The following is a 24119-nucleotide window of genomic DNA, read 5'->3' as shown; positions in this document are numbered from 1 at the left end:
ATAAAAAACTATTATAAATTTAATTTAAATAATTTTAATTATTTAAAAAGCGAAGTAAACCATCACAAGCTTTAGAAAGTATCATATAAGTTTCGTTAAAATCTCCACTATACCAAGGATCAGGAACTTCATTGTATCCTAAATCTTTTGCATATGATGTAATTTTTTGAATTTTATGTTTATAATTTGGAAAATTTTTAACAACATCATTGTAATTTGCATTATCCATTACAACGATAAGGTCGTTTTCTTCGCACATTAAAGCATTTAATTTTCGACTATAAAATCCTTTAGTATTAATATTTTTTCTATGTAGTAATGCTTTGGTTTGATAGTGCATATCTTCTCCATCGTGATAACCTGAAGTTCCTGCGCTGCATATGCTAAAACGATCATTTAAATTAGTTTTATTGACAAGATCTTTCATAATAAACTCGGCCATAGGGGAGCGACAAATATTTCCTAAACATACAAAAATAATTTTAGTCATAATTTTTCCTCAAAAAATGTGTAGTTTTATTAAAATTATAGCAGCAATTAAAAATATTTTTTAAGGTTAATAAAAACTAAGATATAATTTTTAACAAGTGGGGAGCTTTTGCTGAGAGGAAGTTTAACTTCGACCCTTGAGAAGTTTGGTAATGCAAACTTTGAATTCTTGCAAAAACTTTCCTTTTTAATAAAAAAGGATAAATAATGATACAAGCAAAAACTAAAACTAAAATTCCTATTTTGACGATAGCCGGAAGTGATTGTAGCGGTGGAGCAGGGGTGCAAGCTGATCTAAAAACTTTTAGTGCACACCATTTGTTTGGTATGAGTGTGATTTTAAGTGTGGTAGCTGAAAATACCGCAAGAGTTATTTCATCTTTTGATATACCCATTTCAATTATCAATGAACAAATGCTAGCTGTATATGAAGATATAGAACCAATGGCTGTGAAAGTCGGTATGCTCGGCTCCAAAGAAATCATCACTTGCGTGAAAGAAAATTTATTGCATTTTCAAGCTAAAAATGTAGTGATTGATCCTGTTATGTTTGCTAAAAATGGCTATGCGTTAATGCCTTTGGAAAATTGTCAATTCTTTAAAGAAGAGATTTTACCTTTAGCGGATGTGCTTACTCCAAATATTCCTGAAGCTGAGTTTTTATGTGGTTTTAAAATTCACAATGAAGATGATATGAAAAAAGCAGCTATAAAATTACACCAAGAAGGTGCAAAAAGTGTTTTGGTAAAAGGAGGGCATAGCAAAGAAAACACTAATGATGTTTTTTATGATGGAGAGGTGTTTAATATTTTTAAAGCTGAAAAGATTGATACAAAAAATACACATGGCACTGGGTGTACATTAAGTTCAGCAATAGCTAGCAATCTTGCTTTAGGTAAGACAAAGCATGAAGCTGTGAAACTTGCTAAAGAATATGTATATGGGGCAATTTTGCATTCATTATCACTTGGTAAGGGTTGTGGCCCAACGAATCATTTTTTTATGTTAGAAAAGGAATAAAAATGATCATTCAAACATTAAGAGAAAAACAACCTTTAATTCATCATATCACAAACTATGTTAGCGTTAATGATTGTGCTAATGCAACAATTGCCATTGGCGCAAGTGCTGCGATGGCGGATTTTTATGAAGAGCAAGCCGATTTTGCTAAGATAAGTTCAGCTTTGGTTTTAAATACAGGTACTATTAATCAGCTTATTGCAAATTCCATGTTAAAGGCGATTAAGGAATACGCTGCTTTAAACAAAAGCATAGTGCTTGATCCAGTTGCTTTGGGCGTAAGCAAAGCAAGAGATCAAATTAATTATGAATTGCTTGGTTTAAAAGGTGTTTGCATTATAAAAGCAAACGCATCTGAAATAGCAAGTGTAATTGGTTTAGATGGAAAAGCTAGAGGTGTGGATAATACTTTTATTATTCATGATGAGTTTTTGGAAAAAGCAAGAGAATATGCTAAAAAAACCAAAAGGATTTTAGCCGTAACTGGCAAGGTGGACTATATTATCAGTGAAGATAAAATAGCTAAAATTTATAATGGATCGCCTATGGCTGCAAAAATAACAGGTGCGGGTTGTATGTGTGGTTCTTTATGTGGTGCTTTTGCTGGAATTTTGGAAGATAAATTTGAAGCGAGTTTGTATGCTTTGTTGAGTTTTGGTATAGCTAGTGAACTAGCACAAGAAAATTCAAATGGAAGCGGTAGTTTTAGAGTAAATTTAATCGATGCGTTGAGTAATTTAAACGATGAAAAAATCAAAAATAAGGCACAATATGAATTCATTTAAAATTTATCTAGTTGCAAGCAAGGGTGCCAAAAGCGAAGCGGAATTTTTGAATATTCTAGAAGCTTCTTTAAAAGCAAGAATTGATATTTTACAACTTAGAGAAAAAGATCTTAGTACTTTAGAATTTTATAATCTTGCTTTAAAGGTTAAGGTGTTGTGTGAAAAATACAACACTCTTTTGGTGATAAATGATAGGATTGATATTGCTATGGGGGTAAATGCACAAGGAGTGCATATAGGTCAAAAAGATATGCCATTAAAAAGAGCTAGAGAGCTTTTAGGAGAGGATAAGATCATTGGGCTTACGATCAATCATAAAAGCGAACTTGATAATATTCAAGGTGCGACTTATCTTGGAGTAGGGGCTGTTTTTGCTACACCGAGTAAGCAAGATTGTACTGTGCTTGGGGTGGAAGGCTTAAGAGAAATAGCAAATCTTAGCACCTTGCCCGTGGTAGCGATTGGTGGGATTAGTGAGAGTAATTTAAATATGCTTCAAGGATGTGATATTCAAGGAGTTGCGGTAGTTAGAGCTATCATGCAAGCAAAAGATCCTTATATGGCTAGTGTAAATTTAAGAAATATTTATAATGATATATTTTTAGGTAATACATGATTTATTTTATCGGTGATAAAAAATTTGAAGGTGTGGAGACTATCCAATTAAGTCAAATTAACTATCTTGATTTTGAAGTTGACTTTTCAAAATTTGATTGCTTGATTATCAGTTCTAAAAATGCTTTAAAAGCATTGAAGCTTAGTAAAAGTAAAATTAATTTTGACACGATGGTATATGCTGTGGGTGAAAAAAGCGCTAATTATGCAAAAGAATTTGGTTTTAAAAATGTAAAATTTCCCACCAAAGCTTATGGTAAAAATTTGGCAAGTGAATATTTACATGAGTTTAAAAATAAAAAATGTCTTTACTTAAGAGCTAGAGAAATTTGCTCAGGTTTAGATGAGTATTTGTTGAAAGAAGGTGTCGCATTAGAGCAGGTTGTTGTATATGAAAACATTAGCTTAAAGCCTAAGATAAATCAGGAGCAAATTCATCATCCTAGTGTGTTTATTTTTAGCGCTCCTTCAAGTGTTGAAAGATTTTTGAATTTTTTTCATTTAGAGAAAAATGACAAGGTTGTAGTTATAGGGAAAAGTACAGCATTAAAACTTCAAAATTTTCCAAATTTGTATTTATGCAAGGAGCAAGATCTCAACTCTTGCATAAAATTAGCTAAGAGTTTAGATCTTTAAAGGTTTTATATAATAATGCACAAGCGATAAAAACCATACAAATTTCACTTGCAAATGAAGCAATCCATACTCCATTAAGTCCAAAATAATGTGATAGAATTTGAATAAATATAAAAGGCAAGATTAAACTTTGTGTGATCGAAATAGCAAGAGAAAGCATAGGTTTATCTAGTGATGTGAAAAATGATGCACTTAACTTGCTAAGCCAGTTAAGTAAAAATGAAAAAGAAAATAGCATTAATGCATTTTGGGCCAAAAGAGCAAATTCGGTATTATCATCTTTATTAAAAAATGAAACGATATATGCATTGTAAAAATACACACTAATAAATAAAAACAATCCTAAGGCACACGAAGCAAAAAGCATTCTTTTGAATATCATTTTAATTCTTGGAGTGTTTTTGTAACCATAGTTGTAGCTAATAGCAGGTTGCATTGCATCGCACATTGATAGTATTAATGCAAAGGCAAAAGAACTTAGATAAAGAATGATAGAAAATGCCGCTAAAGCTTCATTTCCTGATATTTTGAGTAAAATAGCATTGGCTATGATCGTATAAAGAGAGCTTGAGATATTGGAAAAAAATTCAGAAGAGCCATTATAGATGATATTCTTTAGAATTTTAAAGCTAATCATAGGTTTTTTAAATTTCAAAACAAGATCTTTTATTATGAAAGGTATAAAACTTAAAACTGTTCCTAAGAGCATTCCTATGCATGTTGCTAAAGCGGCTGAAAAAAGTCCCCAGCCAAAGACAACGATAAAAAGCCAATCTAAGATGATATTACTTAATGCGATAACGATGTTAACAAACATACTATAAAAAGTTTTTCCACAAATCCGAAGATAGTTGTCCATCGCAAAAGCTAACATGGTAAAAGGAGCAAACAAAGCAAAAATTTGCATATATTCAGCTGATAATTCTTGTACATTTTCATCAGCACCCATGAAAGCGCTTAAAGGTTTTGCTAGAAAAAAGCCAAGAAGACCCATAAGACAAGAAATTCCAAAAATCAACACTATACAAAAAGAAAAAATACGCCTTGCTTTTTCGATTTTGCCTTTGCCTAGATTGATTGCAATTTGTACAGATGATCCAATGGCAATCATGTCAGCTAAGGCAAAACTAATCATAATAAAAGGCAGAACTAAATTCATAGCAGCTAAAGCATCTGTGCCAAGATATCTACCAACAAAAATTCCATCTACGATAACATAAAAATATATAAAAGCTGCACTTGCCATATTAGGTAAAGCGCATTTGTAAAACAATATGGTAGGGTTTAAATTAGTATAAAAATGATGTAATGACATAAATTTTCCTTATTAATTTTATTATTCATGAGGTTTTGAATAAAATAAGCTAATAAAGAGATTCAATGCCTTCTATAGTATCTTTAAAATATGGATCTGAAATTTCAATAAAATAATCTTTGAAAAACATAATTCACCTGATTTTAAAAATCCTATTATAGTTAATATAATGCAAATATTATATGATAAAAGGCTTTATTTTTACCTTAATGTAAATTTTAATAGTAAATATCCGATTTTCTAAAACCCACAAAAAAAGGAGCAAGGATGCAAATAAATTCGTATTCGCGTGTGGCAGCAGAGTCGCAAGTTAGCAATAGGAAGGCTGATTTGAATACAAAGCTTGAAGATGCCAATACTAAAAGTGCTAATAGCACAAAAGATATTGATGAGAAAAAGCTAAGTAAGCTTGCTAGTATAGGTGGTAAAGGAATTACTGAACTTTACACTATAAGTTTTATGCAGCAAGCATTTAATGTAGGCTCGTCAAATAACCTAGCACAAGCAGGTATTTTTCAAGGTGCTTATTCTCAGGATTCTTTAACAGCGATTTTGTCTAATGTAGATTTTAGTGCTACGGGTTATGAGGGTAAGGATATACTTGGTTTAAGCGCTGATGAAGCAAAAGAACTTGTTGGTGAAGATGGGTATTTTGGTGTAGCAAAAACATCTCAAAGATTGGCTGATTTTGTTATTAATGGGGCTGGTGAAGATATGGAAAAACTTCAAAAAGGTCTAGAAGGCTTAAAAGCAGGATTTGCGCAAGCGGAAAAAATGTGGGGTGGTAAACTTCCTGATATAAGCTATGAGACAATTGATAAGGCTATTGAAAAAGTCACTCAAAAAATTAATGAATTGGGTGGAAATTCTTTAGATATCAATGCTTGATTTATATCCCTAGTGTAATACTAGGGATTAGTCTATTTTTAAAACACTTAAAAATGCCTCTTGTGGCAAGTGTACTTTGCCAATGGCTTTCATTCTTTTTTTACCTTCTTTTTGTTTTTCAAGAAGTTTTCTTTTTCTAGTGATATCTCCTCCATAGCATTTTGCGGTTACATTTTTACCCATAGATTTGACATTTTCTCTTGCGATGATTTTGTTGCCTATGCTTGCTTGAATAGCAACTTCAAAAAGTTGTCTTGGAACAATTTCTTTCATTGCTTTTACTAGCTCTCTGCCTTTGCTTAATGCTTTTTCATTAGGCACTATAATACTAAGTGCATCAACATTTTCTCCAGCGACTTTAATATCAAGCTTGACAAGATCTCCTACTCTAAATTCAATCGGCTCATAATCAAAACTCGCATAACCTTTAGTGAGTGATTTAAGTTTGTCGTAAAAATCCATAACAATTTCATTTAAAGGTATATCGTATTCTAGTAGCACGCGTTCAGGAGTGATATAGTCCATTTTTACTTGCATACCACGTTTGCGGTTTAATAATGTGATGAGATTGCCTAGATATTCACTTGGTGTGATAATGGTAGCTTTTACATAAGGTTCTTTAATATGATCAATCTTATTAACAGGAGGTAGTTCGCTTGGGTTTTGAATTTTTAAAATCTCTCCATCGGTTTGGTAAATTTCGTAAGTAACGGTTGGTGCAGTAGCGATTAGATCAAGATTAAATTCGCGTTCAAGTCTTTCTTTAATGACTTCCATATGTAAAAGACCTAAAAAGCCAACTCTAAAGCCAAAACCTAAAGCTAGAGAGGTTTCGGGTTCGTATGTGATAGAGCTATCATTAAGTTTTAATTTATCCAAAGCATCTCTAAGATCTTCAAATTTATCTGTTTCTATGGGATATAATCCCGCAAAGACAAAAGCTTTTGCTTTTTCAAATCCACCTATGGCTTCTTTTGCTTTATTTTTAGTTAAAGTGATGGTGTCGCCCACTTGAACATCGGCCACATTTTTTAACCCAAGTACGATCACGCCCACTTCACCAGATTCTAATTTTTTTGTTTTAATAGGGCTTAGTGGGTGAGGGTAGAAAAGATCTTGCACGAGATGTTTTTTATCGGTGCTCATAACCAAAACTTCATCATTTTTGGCGATATTTCCTTCATAAATTCTCACAAGTGCTAAAGCACCCAAGTAGTTATCAAACCATGAATCATAAATCAAAGCTTTTGTAGGAGCTTCATCATCTGTTTTTGGAGCAGGAACTTTGGTAATGATGGTTTCTATCAGTTCTTGTATACCCACACCTGTTTTTGCACTAACGCAAATAGCATTAGAGCAGTCAATTCCTATGATATGTTCGATTTCGTGTTTGACTTTTTCAATATCAGCTGATGGAAGATCGATTTTGTTGATAACTGGAATGATCTCAAGATTATTTTCTAAAGCTATATATACATTTGCGATAGTTTGTGCTTCAACACCTTGAGAAGCATCTACGACAAGCAATGCACCTTCACAACTTGCCAAAGAGCGACTTACTTCATATGAAAAGTCAACATGGCCTGGAGTATCGATTAGATTGAGTATATATTCCTCGTTGTTTAACCTATAGTTTAAGCGTACTGATTGAGCTTTAATGGTTATACCACGTTCTTTTTCTATATCCATGGTATCCATCACCTGTGCACTCATTTGTCTATCGCTAATGGCTCCACATTCACTAATAATTCTATCAGCTAGAGTGCTTTTACCATGGTCAATATGGGCTATAATGGAGAAATTTCTAATATTTTTCATTTGCAAACCTTAAGATTGTCTCATTTTTCTTTTTGCTAAACCTATTTGTTCATATGCATCGATTTCTTTTTTTAAGGTGCTATATCTTTTTTTTAGTTCATTGTTTAAAAAAGAGATGTTTTTAGGGGTAGCATTGGCATTAGCTGAGATAGCGCTTATGAAATCAAGCTTTCTTTTGGTTGCACTATCTTTTGGATTAGATCCGAGTTTTTGTGAATTGAGAAATTGCAAGATTAATGCTTGAATTTCTTGCGAATTTTTTGCGGCATTGGCTTTGGAGATAAAATCTTCTATGCCGCTTATTTTTGGAGTTTTGTTTATGTTGGTTTTGTTGGGTTGTTTGTCTTTGTGTGTAAAAAATAAAATCAAAATAACTCCAAGTGCAATAACCACCACTAAAGCAATAATTAAAAAAACAAAAAGAGTATTATTCATTTATTCCTTTCTTATAATTTTCTTGCATAAGATTTTTTAGATCGACTTATTAAGCTTAACAATACCATGAATAAAAAGCCCCAATACACATAATCAGGAATTTTTACAGAATCACCCGCTGCGTAAGAGTGCATACCGGTTAAAAAGTAATTTACACCAAAATAAGTCATAATGATTACCCAATAAGCAAACATAGAGCATACAGCAAAAGTGTATTGATTTGCCCATTTTGGAACCATTCTAATGTGTAAAATAGCTGCATAAACTAAAATACTAATTAATGCCCAAGTTTCCTTAGAATCCCAGCTCCAGTATCTTCCCCAACTTTCATTTGCCCATATAGCACCCAAGAAATTTCCCACAGTGAGTAAGCAAAGTCCTAAAATCATTGCCATTTCGTTAATTCTTGTTGCTTCTGTGATGTTTCTTAAGATGTTTTCATTGTGTTTTCCATTAACTTTTAACATACACAACAAAATAAGTACAAAGATACCTAACAACGCACATAATCCCAAGAATCCATAACTAGCAGTAATAACTGAAACATGTATGGTTAACCAATAAGACTGTAATACAGGAACTAAATTAGTAATTTGCGGATCCATTTGACTAAGATGAGCTACTCCTAAGGTAACCCCAGCTAAAATTGAAGTTAGCGATAGCGCAATAGGGCTTTTTCTTGAGAAGAAAATACCAGATAAAGATAAAGCCCAAGCGATGTAAACCATACTCTCATAAGCATTGCTCCATGGTGCGCGGCCTGCTATATACCAACGCAAAGCCAAGCCTAGTGTATGGATGGAAAATGCTACGATGTTAAACACATAAACACATTTAAAAATAAAATCAATACGAATTTTTGGCATAAGCATTTTGATAAAAACAATAATCAAAAGCAAAAATCCTGCACACAAGTAAAGAGGTGCTAGGTTTACAAAAATTTGACTTTTATTGAAAAAGATTTCGGTGCTAATTTTTTTAGCACTTGGCATAACTTCATGGCCGTATTTTGCCTGATAATCTTTGATGATATTTAGATTTTTAGTTGCTTCTTCCCAGTTATTATGAGCAAGGGAGTTGCTCACTGCCTTGAAGTAATTTTCTAAGATAAGTCTTACTTCCGCACCTTCTTCGCCTTTTAAACCAATATAAGCTTCGCGCGGCGCAATCCACTGATTGTTGGTGCTATTTTGTAAAGGAATAAATCTAAAAATATCACCTGAAAAAATCAAATTTACAATATTAACTCTTTCATCAAGCTTGATGATTTCTTTATCAAAAACACTTCTGCGGTTTGGATTTTTTCTGTTGGCATTTTCTACGTATTTTTGTAGTTTATAAGAATCGGTTGTGAAAAAATCTTTAAAGCTAGTATAAGACCTAGGCTCAATGCCTAAAATTTTAGAAATTTCATCATTTACTAAGCGACTAGTTGGCATGAAAATGATGTCTTTATCATACCATGCACTTCCATCAAAAATCATTGATATAATGGTTGCTTCTGCGCTTTGACCTTGGAAAGTTGTGCTTTTGTGAATTTTTTCTAATACTTCCATAGCTAGAGTATTAAAAGGCACCATTCTACCATCAGGCTTTTGTACTACTAAAGAAGCAAGTTCTTTGGCGTGGTTTTCATCAACCTTAATAGGCTCAATCGCATGTAAATTAGATGTGCTAAATAGCATGAAAGCGAAAGCTAAAACAACACTAGTCTTTTTTAGTGTGTCTTGGTTGATTAATCTAGCTAGGGTTCTAAACCTTGAGTGAGGATTTAAAATATTTAAAAACATTCCTAGTGTAAGTAAAAAATACCCAATATAGGTTGGAATTTTCCCTGGATCTTTGTTAACTGAAAGTATGGTACCAAGCTCATCTTGATCATAAGAGCTTTGATAAAATCTATAGCCTTGATAGTCTAAGACATTATTCATGAATATTTTGTATTCTAATTTTTTATCCGCATTGTCAATTTCTACATAACTTGCATAAGACATAGGAGACATAGAACCAGGATAGCGTTCTAATTCAAAATCTTTTAGATACATTTCAAATGGCATTTCTATTCCTTTAGGACCCCATCTTAAAAAGAAAGGCTGACCTGCTACATCAATACGAATAGGCGAGTTGTATTCTACTAAAAAGACTTCCTTAGACTCACCTTTGTAACTTAGTTTTAATTTTAATGCATTGATAGCATTGTCTGAAAGTTGGGTTGGCATGTATTGAGTGCTTTGTGCAAAATCTTTAACGTGGTTTAATAGTGCATTATTCCAATATTTTGGCTCGCCAAATAAAGATATTAAAGCATTGCGACTGAGTTCTATCCAGCTATTTTTAAACCAAGTTAAAAAGCTTTCATCTTGAGCTTGGTTAACACCTTCTAAAGTTTTTTTACCATGCAGTGAAGCAAATTTAACAACAAGATTAATGTCATTGAAAGAGTACAGTCTTAAATCTTTAGCTTGTGCTTTTTGCTTTGCCTTTAAAACATTTTCTTTTCCATCGCTCATTGACATGTATTTTAAGTCAAAATCAGCACTGATTTTTAAATCTTTATCGATTTTGATATAAGGACTTGGTACAGTATCATTTAAAAAAGCAATATTAACCCCATCAATATTTTCTACATCACCTGCTTGAAAAAGAAGTTCTTTTGATTCGTTATTTTTTGAAAGCATTAAAGACAACAGCGGTGCAGAGTGATTATCATCTATGAAAATTTCTTTTGCATCTAGAATTAAATTTTCATATGCAATTTGAGCTTTTTCATCTGGTAAAATCAAATCAAATGAAAAATCGTTTACAAAAGGCAAGGTTGCGATATATTCAGATTTTGAGGCGCTATATACTTTATCATCTTTTAAAGCTGCTATGTAGATATAGCTTTTTGAAGTTTCTATGATGTTGTTTTTTTCATTTTCTCTAATGTGTAAATTTCCTTCAAATCCTGTGTATCTAGTCATAGCAGAACCTAACAAGATAAATAAAAATGAGATATGAAAAATTAACAGCGGTATTTTTTTCTTGTTGAACATTTTGTATTTAAAAAGAGCCGCTAAAAGGTTAATTCCAAGTATGAGTTGTATAAAACCAAACCAAGAAGTACCATAGATCATTGCCCAAGCTGTTGGTGTATTATAAGCACTTTCAATAAAAGTAGCTAAAGCACAAAATAGGGCAAAAATTAAAAATAAAAAAATAGAAATTTTAATATCTCCAAAAGCCAAAAGTTGTCTTTTCATGATTATGCTCCTAGATATTTTTTTCTAATCTCATCATTTCCTATGAGATCTTTCGCAGGAGCATGCATAGCTATTTTGCCATTTTCTAAAACATAAGCATAATCGCTTATTTTTAGGGCAGAGAATGCATTTTGCTCTACTAGTAAAATCGTAATACCTTCTTCTTTTAATTTAACGATAATATCAAAAACTTCACCTACAATTTTAGGTGCTAAACCCAAGGAAGGCTCATCTAGCATTAAGAGCTTAGGTTCGCTCATAAGTGCTCTTGAGATAGCTAGCATTTGCGCCTCTCCGCCACTAAGTGTACCAGCGAGTGCATTTCTTTTGTCTTTTAACCTTGGGAAAAGTCTATACATTTGATTTTTAAGGTGTTCATAATTTTCCGCATTATTGAAGGCACCGATTTTTAAATTTTCTTCTATGGTAAGATTGATAAAAACTCTTCTTCCTTCAGGCACTAAAGCAATACCTTTTTGAACTAAAGTGTGCGGTAAGTGTCTTTGGGTGTCATAGCCTAAAAAACTTACTTCTCCGGTTTTTTTAACACAATTAAGCATGGCATTAAGCGTAGAAGTTTTACCCGCGCCATTAGAACCTATTAGACTAACTATACTTCCTGTTTTTATGGTAAAATCAATACCCTTAATTGCCTCTATCAAGCCATAATATACGTGTAAATCTTTAACTACTAGCATTAAAATCTCCCAAATAAGCACTAATTACCTCAGGGTTTTGTACTGCATCATGAGGCTTTCCATCAAAAATGGTTTTACCATAATCAAGTACCATAACCCTATCACAAAGCTTGTTAACAAATTTCATATCATGTTCGATTAATAAAACACTAATACCTCTATGATCTCTAATGTTAAAAATCAATTCAGCTAAATCATCGCTTTCGGTTGAGTTCATTCCTGCTGCAGGCTCATCAAGCAATAAAAGCTTGGGATTTGTTGCCAACGCTCTTGCGATCTCAACTTTTCTTTGTTGACCATAACTTAAACTTGTAGCTTTTTCTTCTGCTAAATGCGCGATATTGAGTTGCTCTAAAATTTCATAAGCTGCTTTTTTAGCATTTTTTTCTGCTTTGGAATATCTTCCTAGGTGTAAGAAAGCTTCAAAAATGCTATATTTGATGCTTTGATCAAAACCAATTAAGACATTGTCTAAAACACTCATGCTCGAAAAAAGCCTAATATTTTGAAAGGTTCTTGCGATACCTAAGTGTACGATTTTATGGGGCTTTAATTGATCAATTTTTTTACCTAAAAAAAACACTTCTCCGCTACTTGGTTTGTAGTTTCCTGTGATGATATTAAAAAGAGTGGTTTTACCTGCACCATTTGGGCCAATGAGTCCAAATATTTCTTTTTCTCTTATAGAAAAAGAAGTGTTGGTGATCGCAGTAACGCCACCAAAGTTTTTATGAATTGCTTTAAGTTCTAAAATCATTTTTTCTTCCTTTTAGAAAACTTAAATAAAATATCTGTCAATTCTTTATCCCCCATAATCCCTCTTCTTGCAAAAAGCATGACTAAAATCAATATAATAGAAAAAACAACCATTCTAAGACCTGGCATAGGTGGTGTTTCATAGCCAAAGATATTCATACTTTCATCTAAGAATCTTAAATATTCACTTCCACCTATTACGATAATAGCACCTATTATAGCTCCGGTAGTTGAACCTAAACCACCCAATACAATAATGATTAAAAGCTGGAAAGTAAATAAAAAGTCAAATTGCTCTGGTGAAACTGAAGCTAAAGCACAAGCTAACAAGCCTCCTCCAACGCCTTCTAAAAAAGCTGAAGTGCTAAAAGCTAAGGTTTTGATATTAAAAGTATTAATACCCATTGCTAAAGCTGCATCTTCATCATCTCTGACTGCTTTCATAGCTCTACCAAATTTAGAACTAACGATATTTAAAATAATAATTACAGAGAATATAGCAATACCGCCACTCCAATACAAAGTAGTATGCTTAGGAATATCATTTAAACCTAAAGATCCATTGGTAACAGATGCAAAATTAATTGCCATTAGCTTAATAATAATACCAAAGCCTAGAGTTACAATAGCAAGATAATCCCCTCTAACTCTAAAAACCGCAAAGGCTAGAATCAATGATAAAAGCATTGCGCAAAAACCGGCTGCAAGTAAAGCTACAATGAAGCTTGGTGAATGTATCATTAAGATAAAGCTACTTGGATCTTCTAAGGAAAATTGATCAATTTTACTTTCGCTTGTGAGTAAAACCAAAGCAGCAACATATGCTCCTATAGCTACAAAACCATTTGGTTCTAATGAAAACTGTCCTGTAACGCCATTGATAAGATTATAGCTTACAGCTAAAATAACAAAAATAGCAATATTGCTTAAAATTCCTATTTTATAATCATTGAAAAAATAAGGAGAAATAAAAAGAAAAGCAAGCGCTATAATAAAAAAACTTAAATGTGTGATTTTTCTTGCAACCATATTAAAACCTACTTTTTTCAAAATTAATACCTAAAATTCCTGTTGGTTTAAATAATAAAATTAACACCAAAAAGATAAAAGCAAAGGCATCTTTAAAACCAGAAAGATCAGGAAAAATAGCAACCACAACTACTTCTGTAAAACCTATAATCAAGCCCCCTAAAACCGCTCCTGCTACAGAACCGATCCCTCCTAATACGGCAGCACCAAAAGCTTTAAGCCCAATAAGAGTTCCCATACTAGGTTCAACCGAAGGATAGCTCACTGCCCAAAAAATTCCGCCAACGGCAGCTAAAGCCGAACCTAATGCAAATACAATGGCTATAATACGGTTTGCATCAATACCCATTAAATTTACAGTGTGAATATCAAAGGCTAAAGCCCTAATTGCAATACCGTATTTGCTTTTATAAAGTATAAATAAAACTGCTAGTAGTATGAAAAATGTCAAAATTGGTACCAAGATAGTATTGATGCTAACGCTGATATTGTTAAAATGAATAACTGTTTCAAGATAACTTGGTACAGGAAAGTATTTTGGTGTAGAACCAAATAAAACATTGAAGACATTTTGTACTAAAAAGCTTATACCTATAGCTGTGATAAGTAATGAAATTCTAGGCGCTTTTCGTAAAGGTTTATAAGCCACTCTGTCAATAGCAATACCTAAAGCTGCTGCAAAAAGCATAGCAAGGGATAAAGCACCTAAAAATGGTACATTCATACTTGTTACACAAAATAAAGCTGTGTATGCACCTACCATCATGATATCACCGTGTGCGAAATTGATGAGTCTTAAAACGCCATAGACCATTGTATAGCCTATAGCGATTAGCGCATACATACTACCTAAGCTAAAACCGTTGATTATTTGCTGTAAAATTAAAGAACTATCCATTGAACCTCTTAAAAAATTTATTTACGGTAAAATCGTATCTTTATATACTTGTTTTTGATTTTCTATTGATTTTATTACGATCGAACGTGTGGCATTGCCGCTTTTATCGATACTAATAACCCCACTAACTCCTTCAAATTTAGAAGTAGCATGAATATTATTATTAATACATTCGCTTGTGAAATTATTGACACATTTTTGCATTGCTTCAAAAATAACAAAGTAAGCATCTGCGCCCATAGCTGTGAAATTTGGTACTTCTTTACTTTGTTTTTCTTTCTCATACGCCAAGATAAAATCTTTTGAAAGATTGGTTGGTGGGTTGTTATAGTCAAAACTATCAGTAAATAAATACCCTTCTGCTGCATCTTGCGCAAGATTGATAAAGGTTTCATCTGCTACACCATCTGCTGAACCCATTGGGATATTAATACCCATGGCTTTTGCTTGACGAGCAAATAAAGATGCTTCGGTATAATATACAGGTAGATAAATAAAGTCAGGTTTTAAATTTTTAATTTGTGAAAGTATAGCTTTAAAATCTTTATCGCCAGCGGTAATTCTAAATTTATCTAAAATTTTTCCACCTTGCTTGTTGAATTCTTTTTCAAAAGCCCTTGTTAAACCTAAAGAATAATCAGCGCTTTGATCACTAATGATTACAGCTTTGGTGTAGTTTAGCTTATTTTTAATATATGCTGCCAAAGATGAGCCTTGAAAGCTATCCATAAAGCAAACTCTACTTGCGTATAATTTTTTATTTAAAATTTTATCTGCTGTGGCCGCAGGAGCTACAACAGGGATCTTTTTTTCTTCACCAATTCTAATTACTTGTAGAGTGTTTGCTGTGAGCATTTCTCCGATTAAGGCATAGGCTTTGTTTTGTGAAACTAATCTTGTGCTAGCATTCGCACTTTCTATTTTATCACCTTTGGTATCAACCACAACAAGATTTACCGTATCGCCATTGCTTAAAGTGTTTTTCATTGAATTAGCGATTTTTACCCCATCTAAAGCGCTTTGTCCATAAGCTGCAGTCGCTCCCGTTAGTGGTAAAACTACGCCGATATTAATTTCTTTTGCTTGTATGATGTTGGCAGCTATAATAGAACATATAGCAAAACTAATTTTTTTCATAGTTTAACCTTTCAAGGATTGATAATAGTTTTATAAACTTGTTTTTGTTCTTGTATTTCTTTTATGACTACAGAACGACTTGCATTGCCACTAGCATCAATGCTAATAACCCCACCAACACCTTCAAAATTTGAAGTTGAGTGAATTTTTTCGTTGATGCACTGAGAGTTAAGATTGTTAGCGCATTCATTCATCGCATTTATCATTACATAGTAAGCATCTGCGCCCATCGCAGAAAATGCTGGTAATTCTTTTGTGCCATGATCTTTTTCGTAAGCTGCAATGAATTGTTTAGATAAATCAGTTGGTGGGTTGTTGTAATCAAAACTATCTGTAAATATAACCCCATTTACTGCATCTCCACCAAGTTCGATAAAAGTTTTGTTGTTAACACCATCGCCTGCACTAAGTAGCTTGTTAAAGCCAACTGTTTTTGCTTGTCTTGCGATTAAAGCTGCTTCAGGATGGTAAATTGGCATATATACGAAGTCTGGATTGATGCTTTTTAATTGCGATACAATCGCTTTAAAATCTTTATCACCCGAAGAAATGGTCAATTTTTTAAGTATTTTCCCGCCATTTTTTTTGAATTCTTTTTCAAAAGCTCTTGCAAGCCCTAAAGAATAAACATTACTTTGATCAACAATTACCACTACGCTTTTTAAATTTAAATCTTTATAAGCATAGTTGGCAAATTTATCTCCTTGGAAACTATCCATAAAGCATACTCTACTAGCATAACTTTTTTTATCTAAAAGTTTATCGCCTGAAGCAACAGGGGCGATAACAGGTATTTTTCTTTCTTCTGCTATAGATAAAACTTGCATAGTATTTGGTGTAACAGCTTCGCCTATTAATCCTAAAACCTTATCTTGGGATATAAGTCTTGTGGTAGCACTTGCTGCTTCAATTTTATCACCTTTAGTATCAATAGCAATAATTTTTACGCTATCACCATTTTTTAAATTTGGATTTAAGGTATTTGCAAGTTTGATACCTTCATATACATCATTACCATAAGCTGCTAAAGCCCCAGTAAGTGGTAAAACCACGCCTATTTTTACTTCTGCAGCATAGATTGTGCTAGCACAAAGTAAGCTAGCTAGTAGTAGATTTTTTTTCATAAAAACTCCTTTTTGTTATTTTAAAAATATATTATTTTTTGTTTTGGGAGCAGGTTCTTCTTCTAAGAGTTCTTTTTGATTTAACTCTATTGAAAAATTTTGCCCTTTTAAATATGCAATAATATAATTCATATCACTGTCGCTTAATTTTTTAGCATATATGCTCATTTGAATATTATCGCTTGATTGGTTTTTGAAATAGCCATTGGCATAATCTTTTAAAGCTCCTTTGATTTCCTCAGGGCTTAAATCTTTGATCGCCTTCATTCCATAGGAATTTTTTTCACCATTTTCTCCATGACAGGTATTGCATTTGTTTTTAAAATATATTTCTTTAGCTTTGTCTAAGTCATAGCTAATATTGTCATTAAAAGTATATGTAAATAAAGACTTTACATTAAAAGCCATTGCAGAATTTATAAACAAAATGCCAATTATCAACAAGCGTAACATTATATGCCTTTTTTAGTTATAAATAAAGCTCGATTATATCTAAAAAAAATAAACAGTTTTGATTTATGCATGCTTTTTTAAAAAATTCCAAAGCATTAAGTCATTTTGTAAAGGCTTATAGAGGTAAGATTTTAAGATTACTTGCAAGAGAAAATATACAAGATAAAGTAAGTTTATTGGAAAAATTGCCAAGTGAATTAAAGGTTAAAGATATAAAAATACAAGGATTAAAAGAAGAGGTTATTTTGGATATGGTAAGCTAAGCCATTTGGCTTAGCTTTTATAATTAGAATTTGTATAGAGCTTCAAGTCTGATGAATTGATCTTTAGTATCGTCTTGACCAGCTGTGTTGAAGTCTTCATTTAGGTAAGAATAGAATCCACTAAATGTAAGTTTTGGACTATAAGCATAAGACACACTTGCTACAAATTCGTTTTTATCAATGTCTTTTTCATTTGCTCTTTCAGTTTTACCACCGATATAGTCAAATCCTACTCTTAAAGTTTCAGCAAAAGTATAGCCTAAACCTGCAAAGTAGAAGAAGTTTTCACCATGGCTACCAACTAATTTACTTCCTTCGTTAGAGTAGAAAATTTGTTGACCTGGAGCGATTACTCTACCTGTGTCTTCTAAAGTAACGATAGTTGATTTTTCTTTATCACCATAACCAACGATACCTGCTTGGAAATCAAAAGCAGAGATTTGTCCGCTGAATTTAGCAGCGTAGAAATTGTTGTCAGCAAGACCTAGTTTTTCTTTGTCGCTGTCTAAGCTGTTTCCTAGGTATTGACCTTGGATTTTGAAATTCATGTCATTGAATGCAAATTTATAGCTAGCATCTACTGCATATAAGAATGCCCAGTTAGCTGAATAAGCAGCCCATACTTGGAATGCAAATGGATCAAAGTCACCTAATACAGCAGCACCATATAGTGAAGATTTAGCGATACTTAAATCTGTGAAGTCACCATCATCTTGCCAATTTAGTGCATCAAACCAATAACCAGCAAAAGTTAAACCTTCGATAGAGTTGTTTACTACTTTAGCTCCTGTACCTACAGCATCATCAGTCCAAATAGAACCAACAGTTAATTTACCAAAAGTTACGCTTGTAGCATAAGCTTCGTTAGTGTATTCTAAATTTGCTTGTTTAACATTGAAAGTTTTGTTTGTTTGAGTGTTAGCTCCACCAAAACCAAGATCAGTTGAGTTGTATTCAAATTGAACGAAAGCTTTGAAGTTATCATCTAAAGCTGCTTTAAAATTTAATTGTGATTTGAATTTGTGTTCATTGTTTTTAGAGCTATTGTAACCGTTAACAGTACCACTAGCCTCTTTATTATCAACCATTACTGTTCTGTTTCCAACATCTCTTCTGTCAGATTGGAATCTGTATCTCATCATTCCTGATACATCAACATCTTTTATAGCTTCTTCAAGTGAAACAGCGTTAGCTGCTGAAAAAGCGCCTGCAGCTAAAGCTGCTACTAAACTAAGTTTAACTAGTTTCATGAGAATTCTCCTTATTAAAATTAAAACTATGACTTGTATTATAACATAGTTTTATATAAGAATTCTTAAAGTAAATAAAAAAATGCATAAAGTATTTAAGAGTTTGTAAGATGATAATATATCTTTAAAGATCTAGCTTAAAACTAGATCTTTAAAAACTAAGGAGTTATCTATGAATGTTTGCTTTTACAAGTGTAATTATGCTCCTTGATAGTTAATGTTTGGAAACTAGCATTTTAATTTTTTGATTATATTGTCAAGTTTTTGGCTGTCTCCATCTTTTAAATCTTCTAGAGCTTCTATAGCAGGTGCGAAGTCTTCCATTTCATCAAGATAATTTTCTAAAGCATTGCGTAAAATCGTAGCTTTTTTCTTTTTGGAAAATTTTGCAGTTGCTTCTAAGCGTTCATAAAGTTCTTGTGAGAGGGTTAAAGTGTAGCGTCGTTTATTCATTATATGGCCTTTATTTTAGTCTAATTGATTCTTGGCAAGTTTTGCATTTATAACTTGCGTTAGTTGTTTGAATTTTTTGATGTATTTCAAAAGGAACTTTGTGGATTTTGTCTGTACATGAGCAAATGTATTCATAAATTTCTTGTGTTTTTTCAGCGCTTGGTGTAGAGTTGTTTTTATTTAATTGTTCTTGATGCCATTTTTCTATTTTCATATCTTCTCTTAAAATGTGCTCTAGTAGCCATTTTGATGCGATGATATTAAGTTTTTCTTTTAAGTCGTTAGTGCTTTTGATGTTTTGAATTAAATCTATCATAGATTGGATGATGCTTTTATGAATTTTTTGATGATGTGCTAGTTCAGGGTAGGCGATTTTTGCCATATATTTTTCTTCTTCTGCAAAATGCTCTTTCATATAATTAAAAAAATCTGCAAGTAAAAATTTGATTTGTCCTTTGTGGACTGGTTTGTCTGAGATTAATTCAACATTAGCTGCGAGTTCAAATAGCTTTTTATGTTGTTTATCGATTTCTTCGTTATGAATACTGTATTTATCACACCATTTTGGTAGCATAAACGCTCCTTGTTTTGTGTTTGTGCAAGATGATGCGAGGATTATATTTTAATTTTTTTTAAAAAATAATTAATTTTTTATTAAATTTCTGTTTTTTCTTTGCATTGAATGAGGTTGCCAGAGCATTCTTTGCATTTAAATTGGACTTTGGAGTATTGCATCTTAAGATGGATATCGTAAGGCACTTTGTGAATTTTTCCTTCACATTGACACTGGTATGAAAATTTTTTTGGCTTTTGAGGTTCTTCTTCAAAAGTATCTGAGGTGTTTTTAACTTGGGTGTTTTGGCGCTAATGTTCTATCATCATATCATGTTGAATGATGTGTTCTATAAGCCATGAGTTAACAACAAGATATAATTTTTCTTTAAGATCATTGGTGCTTTTTATACTTTGTATGAGCTTGATCATGGATTTTGTGATTTGCTTGTGCATTAGTCTATGTTCTTCAAGATAGGGGTGTTTGATCTCTGTCATATAGGCTTCTTCATCTTGAAAATGAACTTTGATATAGCTAAAAAATTCTGCAACTAGCTTTTTTAACTCTACTTGATAAATAGGTCTGTCAGAAATTTCCTCAACTTTTGCTGCAAGTTCAAACAGCTTTTGATGTTGAGAATCAAGTTTTTCGTTGTTAATACTGTATTTCCGGTCCCATTCAGGTAGCATGATAAAATCCTAGTGTGTAAATTATAGACATTTAATATTCTATAAATATTTCGCTTTAACTCCGCTAAATTCACGCTAAATTTACGTAAAAATTTTATAATATATAAAGTAAAACCAACAAGAAGGATAAAAATGCCAACCCAAATTCTTTTACTAGAAGATGACATTAATCTAGGTGAAATTGTGAGTGAATTTTTAGAAGAAGAAGGTTTTGGAGTAACCCTAGTAGATAATGCGCAAGATGCTCAAGATAAGGCATATGAGAAAAATTTTGACTTGTGGATTTTAGATGTGAAAGTTCCTTTGGGAGATGGCTTTAGTGTGCTTAAAAATTTAAGACAGTCGGGTAAGTATACTCCTGCAATTTTCATGACTTCTTTAAATACCACAATGGATTTACAAAAAGGCTTTGAAAGTGGATGTGATGATTATATTAAAAAACCATTTGAATTAGAAGAATTGAAAATAAGAATCAATGCTATTTTAAAGCGCTCTTTTGCGCATAAAAATGAAGACTATGAAGATTTGGGTAATGGTTTTAAATTTGCTTTTGTGTCGCAGACTTTGTATCAAAATGATAAACCTTTATCTTTGCCTTTAAAAGAACTAAAGCTTTTATCTTTATTGCTTAAAAACAAAGGGAAATTTATAGACACTGCATATATTTTTGAAGAAATATGGGAGTATGATCAAGAACCAAGTGAGCTTAGTTTAAGAGCTTATGTAAAAAATTTAAGAAAAATTCTGGGTAAAGATAGTATTGTAAATCAAAGAGGAAGAGGGTATTGTTATGTATGAAGCCAAGCGTGTAGCATGGCAAATTTTAACCTTGTACTTAGTGAGCATAGGAAGTGTACTAGCTGTACTTTTTGGGGTATGGTATGCAAAATTAATCGAAGAATTAGTAAGTGATCATAGTATAAATTTACGACAAGAACATCGATTTATAAGTTTACAAATGGAAAAATCACGCTTTGAGCCTATAGAAAAAAGCGCGAAAAAAATTGCACAAATTTCTAATATCAAATTTGCGGTTTTTGATAGAACTAGAGTGTATTTTTCTAGTCTTGATATACCTGCTCAAACAACATTTTTTAAACTTAATAATGCAAGTATTTATAATAATAATACTGTGATTTATATAGCCGATGTTAATTTAAACAATCTCTTGCTAGATGATCATCAAGGTCAAAGTGCTTTGGAAATACTAGGTGATGTCAATCGCTTGAGGATTTTAATACAAGGTGATGATATATCTAAAGAGCTTGGTTTGATTAGGTTTAAGGTTGCTTTGGCTATGGTGTTTTCTTTGGTTTTTGTAAGCATAGTAGGGTATTTTATTTTAAAATTTGCACTTAAACCTTTGGAGATGAGGATACGATTTTTAAATAATTTTATTAAAGATACCACACATGAAATTAACACTCCAATTAGTGCCATATTGATGAGTGTGGAGAGTTTGGAAAGAAAGAAAAATTTTGAAGAAATAAAAGCCTTAAAGCGTGTAAAGATAGCTGCTTTAACCTTAAGTCATTTGTATTCTGATTTGACTTTTTTAAATTTTTATCAAGCTTATGAAGCTAAAAAAGATTGGATATATTTAAAAGACTTGATTAAAGAAAGAATGGAGTATTTTAAGATTTTTTTAGAGCAAAAAAACATTACTTTGGAGCTTTTTTTGGAAGATGATGGGAAAATTTATGCCAATAAAGAGCAGTTTTTTAAAATGTTTGATAATCTTGTGAATAATGCAATTAAATACAATATCAAAAATGGTCATATAAAAATAACTCTTTTAAAACAAAGCCTTGAGATAGAAGATAGTGGATGTGGTATTGCAAAAGAAAATTTAGCCAATATATTCGAACGCTATTCAAGATTTAATGAAAATCAAGGAGGTTTTGGGATAGGACTTTCTTTGGTGGATAAAATTTGCAAAGATCATCTTATTGATATTAAAGTAGAAAGTGAATTAAACAAAGGAACAAAATTTATCTTAAGTTGGAAGTTTTAAGATTATTTATTACTCATCTTGGCTTTTTCTTTAGCGTTAATGAGTGTGGTAAATACTTCGCCTAAATTTTTAGTATCATTTTGTTTTAATTTTTGTAAGTCGTGTTTTAGCATTTGTGTGATTAAAAGCTCATTGCTTAAATCATTATCGCCTAGCTCTCTTGCTTTTTGTAAAATTTTTAGTGCTAGTAAATTTTTTATTTCATACATTTTGATCCTTTAAATAAATCACGCTAACAATGCGCTTTGGGGTTTTGTTTTTTCTATATGAGAAAAATCTCTCATCATCAAAAGTGCAAAGATTGATATCAAAAATATCTTCAATCCCCAATTCTTTTGCTTGAAATTTGATTAATGCTTTTAAATCAAGTTTATTTCCATATAAAAAAGATGTAAACCTTTGCCTACTCAATTCTAAAAGTTCTCCATTGATTTCATAGTTTTTAGCACAAATTCCTGCTGAAAGTATGAGTTTTAAATTTTTTACCTGAGTATTAAAATTTTTTTGCATTTTTAAGACAGCTTCTTTTAAGATATTTTCAAAACATCCTTTTCTTCCAGCATGTAATGCAGCTATGCTTTGGTTTTTACAATCATATAAAAGCACAGGCAAGCAATCAGCACTTAAAACACACAAGGCAATGTTTTTTTTCTCGCTAATTACTCCATCAGCATCAAAGTGAAAGTTTTTATCATAGCAAGTGATGATGTTTGAATGAATTTGGTTTAAAAATACGCATTTTTGTATGGTTTTTTCCCAAGGAAAAATATTAGTGTGAATGTTGGCTCTAAAAATATTATAGTCTTGATCAAAGGCTATGAAAGCTTTACAATGATCATTTTCTAATAAAGTGATGTGATTTTGTCTATTTCTTGCCATGAAGGTTCTTTTTTATAGTGTAGTTGTCTATGAATATACCTTGCTAAAAGATCACTTTCTATGTTGACTTTTCTTCCTATGTTGTAAGTTTTAAACAAGGTTTCTTCAAAAGTTATAGGGATGATAGTCAAGCGAATGCCATCATTTAAAACTTCATTAATGGTTAAGCTTACCCCATCTATAGCAACGCTAGCTTTATTTGCCATATATATTTGTATATCATTAGGACATTTGATATAAAAATCTACTCCATTTTCTTTTTTGATAATATTATTAATTTTACCGATACCATCAATATGTCCTTGCATTAAGTGTCCATCTATTCTATCGCCATAGCGTAAAGCAGGTTCAATATGTACATAGTCTTTTAGATTTTCAACTACTATGCGAGTTCTTGTTTCATAAGAAAGCTCGAGATTAAAACCATCATCAAATAGCTGGGTTACACTTAAGCATGCACCATTAACAGCAATGCTATCGCCGAGTTTTGGTTGGTAAGTAGCCTTTAGTCTTAAGGTATTGTTTTCATAAGATTTAACAAAGGCTAATTCCCGGATTAATCCATTAAACATTCAAAACCTTGTATTTTTTATGAGATTTTATCTAAAACTTTTAAATTTCAAAAAATATTTTTAGTGTTTTATTTTAAAAATTATTATATAATTTTTGCCTTTTTTAGT

Annotated in this window: 26 protein-coding genes and 1 pseudogene; 8 read left to right on the top strand and 19 right to left on the bottom strand. The window is 32.0% G+C overall.

Going from position 1 to position 24119, the window contains the following annotated elements; genetic code table 11:
• Positions 1-34: 34 nt before the first annotated feature.
• Positions 35-490: a low molecular weight protein-tyrosine-phosphatase gene (locus tag A0083_RS05860; RefSeq protein ID WP_197552755.1), complete on the bottom strand. Its 456-nt coding sequence runs from the start codon at positions 488-490 to the stop codon at positions 35-37.
• A 209-nt stretch (positions 491-699) separates the two neighbouring features.
• On the opposite strand from A0083_RS05860, the gene thiD reads away from it, so the two are divergent.
• From thiD to A0083_RS05840, 4 genes are read left to right on the top strand one after another with little or no spacing between them, the layout of a single operon-like run.
• Complete coding sequence (gene thiD, locus A0083_RS05855) at positions 700-1509, top strand: bifunctional hydroxymethylpyrimidine kinase/phosphomethylpyrimidine kinase (protein WP_197554575.1); 810 nt, start codon at positions 700-702, stop codon at positions 1507-1509.
• 2 nt (positions 1510-1511) lie between these two features.
• The gene (gene thiM, locus A0083_RS05850; protein ID WP_197552753.1) at positions 1512-2294 is read left to right on the top strand and encodes a hydroxyethylthiazole kinase; all 783 of its coding nucleotides are present in this window, start codon (positions 1512-1514) and stop codon (positions 2292-2294) included.
• Positions 2281-2910, top strand: coding sequence for a thiamine phosphate synthase (gene thiE / locus A0083_RS05845; protein ID WP_197552751.1), 630 nt, complete (start codon positions 2281-2283; stop codon positions 2908-2910). The genes thiM and thiE overlap by 14 nt, the downstream gene beginning before the upstream one ends.
• Positions 2907-3545, top strand: a complete 639-nt coding sequence (locus A0083_RS05840) for a uroporphyrinogen-III synthase (protein ID WP_120760881.1) — start codon at positions 2907-2909, stop codon at positions 3543-3545. Before thiE ends, A0083_RS05840 begins: the two co-directional genes overlap by 4 nt.
• Here A0083_RS05840 and A0083_RS05835 read toward each other — a convergent pair.
• Positions 3526-4860 carry an MATE family efflux transporter gene (locus tag A0083_RS05835; RefSeq protein WP_197552749.1) on the bottom strand — a complete coding sequence of 445 codons (1335 nt, stop codon included), beginning with the start codon at positions 4858-4860 and terminating at the stop codon, positions 3526-3528. The two genes, A0083_RS05840 and A0083_RS05835, sit on opposite strands and share 20 nt — an antisense overlap.
• A 267-nt stretch (positions 4861-5127) precedes the next feature.
• Between A0083_RS05835 and A0083_RS05830 the strand changes: the two genes are divergently transcribed.
• Positions 5128-5748 carry a hypothetical protein gene (locus A0083_RS05830; RefSeq protein ID WP_120760879.1) on the top strand — a complete coding sequence of 207 codons (621 nt, stop codon included), beginning with the start codon at positions 5128-5130 and terminating at the stop codon, positions 5746-5748.
• A 27-nt stretch (positions 5749-5775) separates the two neighbouring features.
• On the opposite strand, the gene lepA is transcribed toward A0083_RS05830, so the two are convergent.
• Genes lepA through A0083_RS05780 form a run of 10 tightly spaced genes read right to left on the bottom strand, consistent with a single transcriptional unit; the run spans position 5776 to position 17341 of the window.
• Positions 5776-7572, bottom strand: coding sequence for a translation elongation factor 4 (lepA, locus tag A0083_RS05825; protein ID WP_120760878.1), 1797 nt, complete (start codon positions 7570-7572; stop codon positions 5776-5778).
• Positions 7573-7575: 3 nt separating this feature from the next.
• A complete protein-coding gene (locus A0083_RS05820; RefSeq protein WP_197552747.1) occupies positions 7576-8001 on the bottom strand; it encodes a hypothetical protein in 426 nt (141 codons plus the stop codon).
• An 11-nt stretch (positions 8002-8012) separates the two neighbouring features.
• Positions 8013-11243 carry a c-type cytochrome biogenesis protein CcsB gene (gene ccsB, locus A0083_RS05815; protein WP_197552745.1) on the bottom strand — a complete coding sequence of 1077 codons (3231 nt, stop codon included), beginning with the start codon at positions 11241-11243 and terminating at the stop codon, positions 8013-8015.
• Between the two features lie 2 nt (positions 11244-11245).
• Positions 11246-11941, bottom strand: coding sequence for an ABC transporter ATP-binding protein (locus A0083_RS05810; protein WP_120760887.1), 696 nt, complete (start codon positions 11939-11941; stop codon positions 11246-11248).
• Positions 11928-12698 carry an ABC transporter ATP-binding protein gene (locus A0083_RS05805; RefSeq protein WP_197552743.1) on the bottom strand — a complete coding sequence of 257 codons (771 nt, stop codon included), beginning with the start codon at positions 12696-12698 and terminating at the stop codon, positions 11928-11930. Before A0083_RS05805 ends, A0083_RS05810 begins: the two co-directional genes overlap by 14 nt.
• The gene (locus tag A0083_RS05800) at positions 12695-13726 is read right to left on the bottom strand and encodes a branched-chain amino acid ABC transporter permease (protein ID WP_120760886.1); all 1032 of its coding nucleotides are present in this window, start codon (positions 13724-13726) and stop codon (positions 12695-12697) included. Before A0083_RS05800 ends, A0083_RS05805 begins: the two co-directional genes overlap by 4 nt.
• Before the next feature lies 1 nt (position 13727).
• The gene (locus A0083_RS05795) at positions 13728-14624 is read right to left on the bottom strand and encodes a branched-chain amino acid ABC transporter permease (protein ID WP_120760874.1); all 897 of its coding nucleotides are present in this window, start codon (positions 14622-14624) and stop codon (positions 13728-13730) included.
• 21 nt (positions 14625-14645) lie between these two features.
• The gene (locus A0083_RS05790; protein WP_120760873.1) at positions 14646-15761 is read right to left on the bottom strand and encodes an ABC transporter substrate-binding protein; all 1116 of its coding nucleotides are present in this window, start codon (positions 15759-15761) and stop codon (positions 14646-14648) included.
• An 11-nt stretch (positions 15762-15772) separates the two neighbouring features.
• Entirely contained in the window at positions 15773-16885 is a 1113-nt protein-coding gene (locus tag A0083_RS05785) for an ABC transporter substrate-binding protein (protein WP_197552741.1), read from the bottom strand.
• A gap of 15 nt (positions 16886-16900) precedes the next feature.
• Positions 16901-17341 (bottom strand): c-type cytochrome, encoded by a 441-nt coding sequence (locus A0083_RS05780; protein WP_442861592.1) that lies wholly within the window; start codon positions 17339-17341, stop codon positions 16901-16903.
• A 62-nt stretch (positions 17342-17403) separates the two neighbouring features.
• Here A0083_RS05780 and A0083_RS05775 point away from each other — a divergent pair, with 62 nt between their 5' ends.
• Positions 17404-17601: a hypothetical protein gene (locus tag A0083_RS05775; protein ID WP_197552737.1), complete on the top strand. Its 198-nt coding sequence runs from the start codon at positions 17404-17406 to the stop codon at positions 17599-17601.
• A 23-nt stretch (positions 17602-17624) separates the two neighbouring features.
• Here A0083_RS05775 and A0083_RS05770 read toward each other — a convergent pair whose 3' ends face one another.
• The 4 genes and pseudogenes from A0083_RS05770 to A0083_RS08310 form a co-directional block, all read right to left on the bottom strand.
• The gene (locus tag A0083_RS05770) at positions 17625-18851 is read right to left on the bottom strand and encodes a major outer membrane protein (protein ID WP_197552735.1); all 1227 of its coding nucleotides are present in this window, start codon (positions 18849-18851) and stop codon (positions 17625-17627) included.
• 228 nt (positions 18852-19079) lie between these two features.
• Complete coding sequence (locus tag A0083_RS05765) at positions 19080-19304, bottom strand: CopG family transcriptional regulator (protein ID WP_197552732.1); 225 nt, start codon at positions 19302-19304, stop codon at positions 19080-19082.
• Between the two features lie 10 nt (positions 19305-19314).
• Positions 19315-19878 carry a bacteriohemerythrin gene (locus A0083_RS05760; RefSeq protein ID WP_197552730.1) on the bottom strand — a complete coding sequence of 188 codons (564 nt, stop codon included), beginning with the start codon at positions 19876-19878 and terminating at the stop codon, positions 19315-19317.
• Positions 19879-19958: 80 nt separating this feature from the next.
• Positions 19959-20546, bottom strand: a pseudogene (locus A0083_RS08310) (bacteriohemerythrin).
• Positions 20547-20678: 132 nt separating this feature from the next.
• Between A0083_RS08310 and dccR the strand changes: the two are divergent.
• Together dccR and A0083_RS05745 are read left to right on the top strand one after the other, a co-directional pair.
• Positions 20679-21344 carry a two-component system response regulator DccR gene (gene dccR, locus A0083_RS05750; RefSeq protein WP_120760899.1) on the top strand — a complete coding sequence of 222 codons (666 nt, stop codon included), beginning with the start codon at positions 20679-20681 and terminating at the stop codon, positions 21342-21344.
• Complete coding sequence (locus tag A0083_RS05745) at positions 21337-22560, top strand: sensor histidine kinase (protein WP_197552728.1); 1224 nt, start codon at positions 21337-21339, stop codon at positions 22558-22560. The genes dccR and A0083_RS05745 overlap by 8 nt, the downstream gene beginning before the upstream one ends.
• A gap of 2 nt (positions 22561-22562) precedes the next feature.
• Here A0083_RS05745 and A0083_RS05740 read toward each other — a convergent pair whose 3' ends face one another.
• Genes A0083_RS05740 through ribE form a run of 3 tightly spaced genes read right to left on the bottom strand, consistent with a single transcriptional unit; the run spans position 22563 to position 24011 of the window.
• A complete protein-coding gene (locus tag A0083_RS05740; RefSeq protein WP_120760897.1) occupies positions 22563-22769 on the bottom strand; it encodes a hypothetical protein in 207 nt (68 codons plus the stop codon).
• Complete coding sequence (gene pgeF / locus A0083_RS05735) at positions 22762-23439, bottom strand: peptidoglycan editing factor PgeF (protein WP_120760896.1); 678 nt, start codon at positions 23437-23439, stop codon at positions 22762-22764. Before pgeF ends, A0083_RS05740 begins: the two co-directional genes overlap by 8 nt.
• Complete coding sequence (gene ribE, locus A0083_RS05730; RefSeq protein WP_197552726.1) at positions 23403-24011, bottom strand: riboflavin synthase; 609 nt, start codon at positions 24009-24011, stop codon at positions 23403-23405. The genes pgeF and ribE overlap by 37 nt, the downstream gene beginning before the upstream one ends.
• Positions 24012-24119: the final 108 nt, after the last annotated feature.

This window comes from Campylobacter sp. 2014D-0216 (assembly GCF_014931215.1).
In the GTDB taxonomy this organism is placed as follows: Bacteria; Campylobacterota; Campylobacteria; order Campylobacterales; family Campylobacteraceae; genus Campylobacter_D.
The sequence above is the reverse complement of the archived record's forward strand: the minus strand, read 5'-3'. Positions and strand labels throughout refer to the sequence as shown.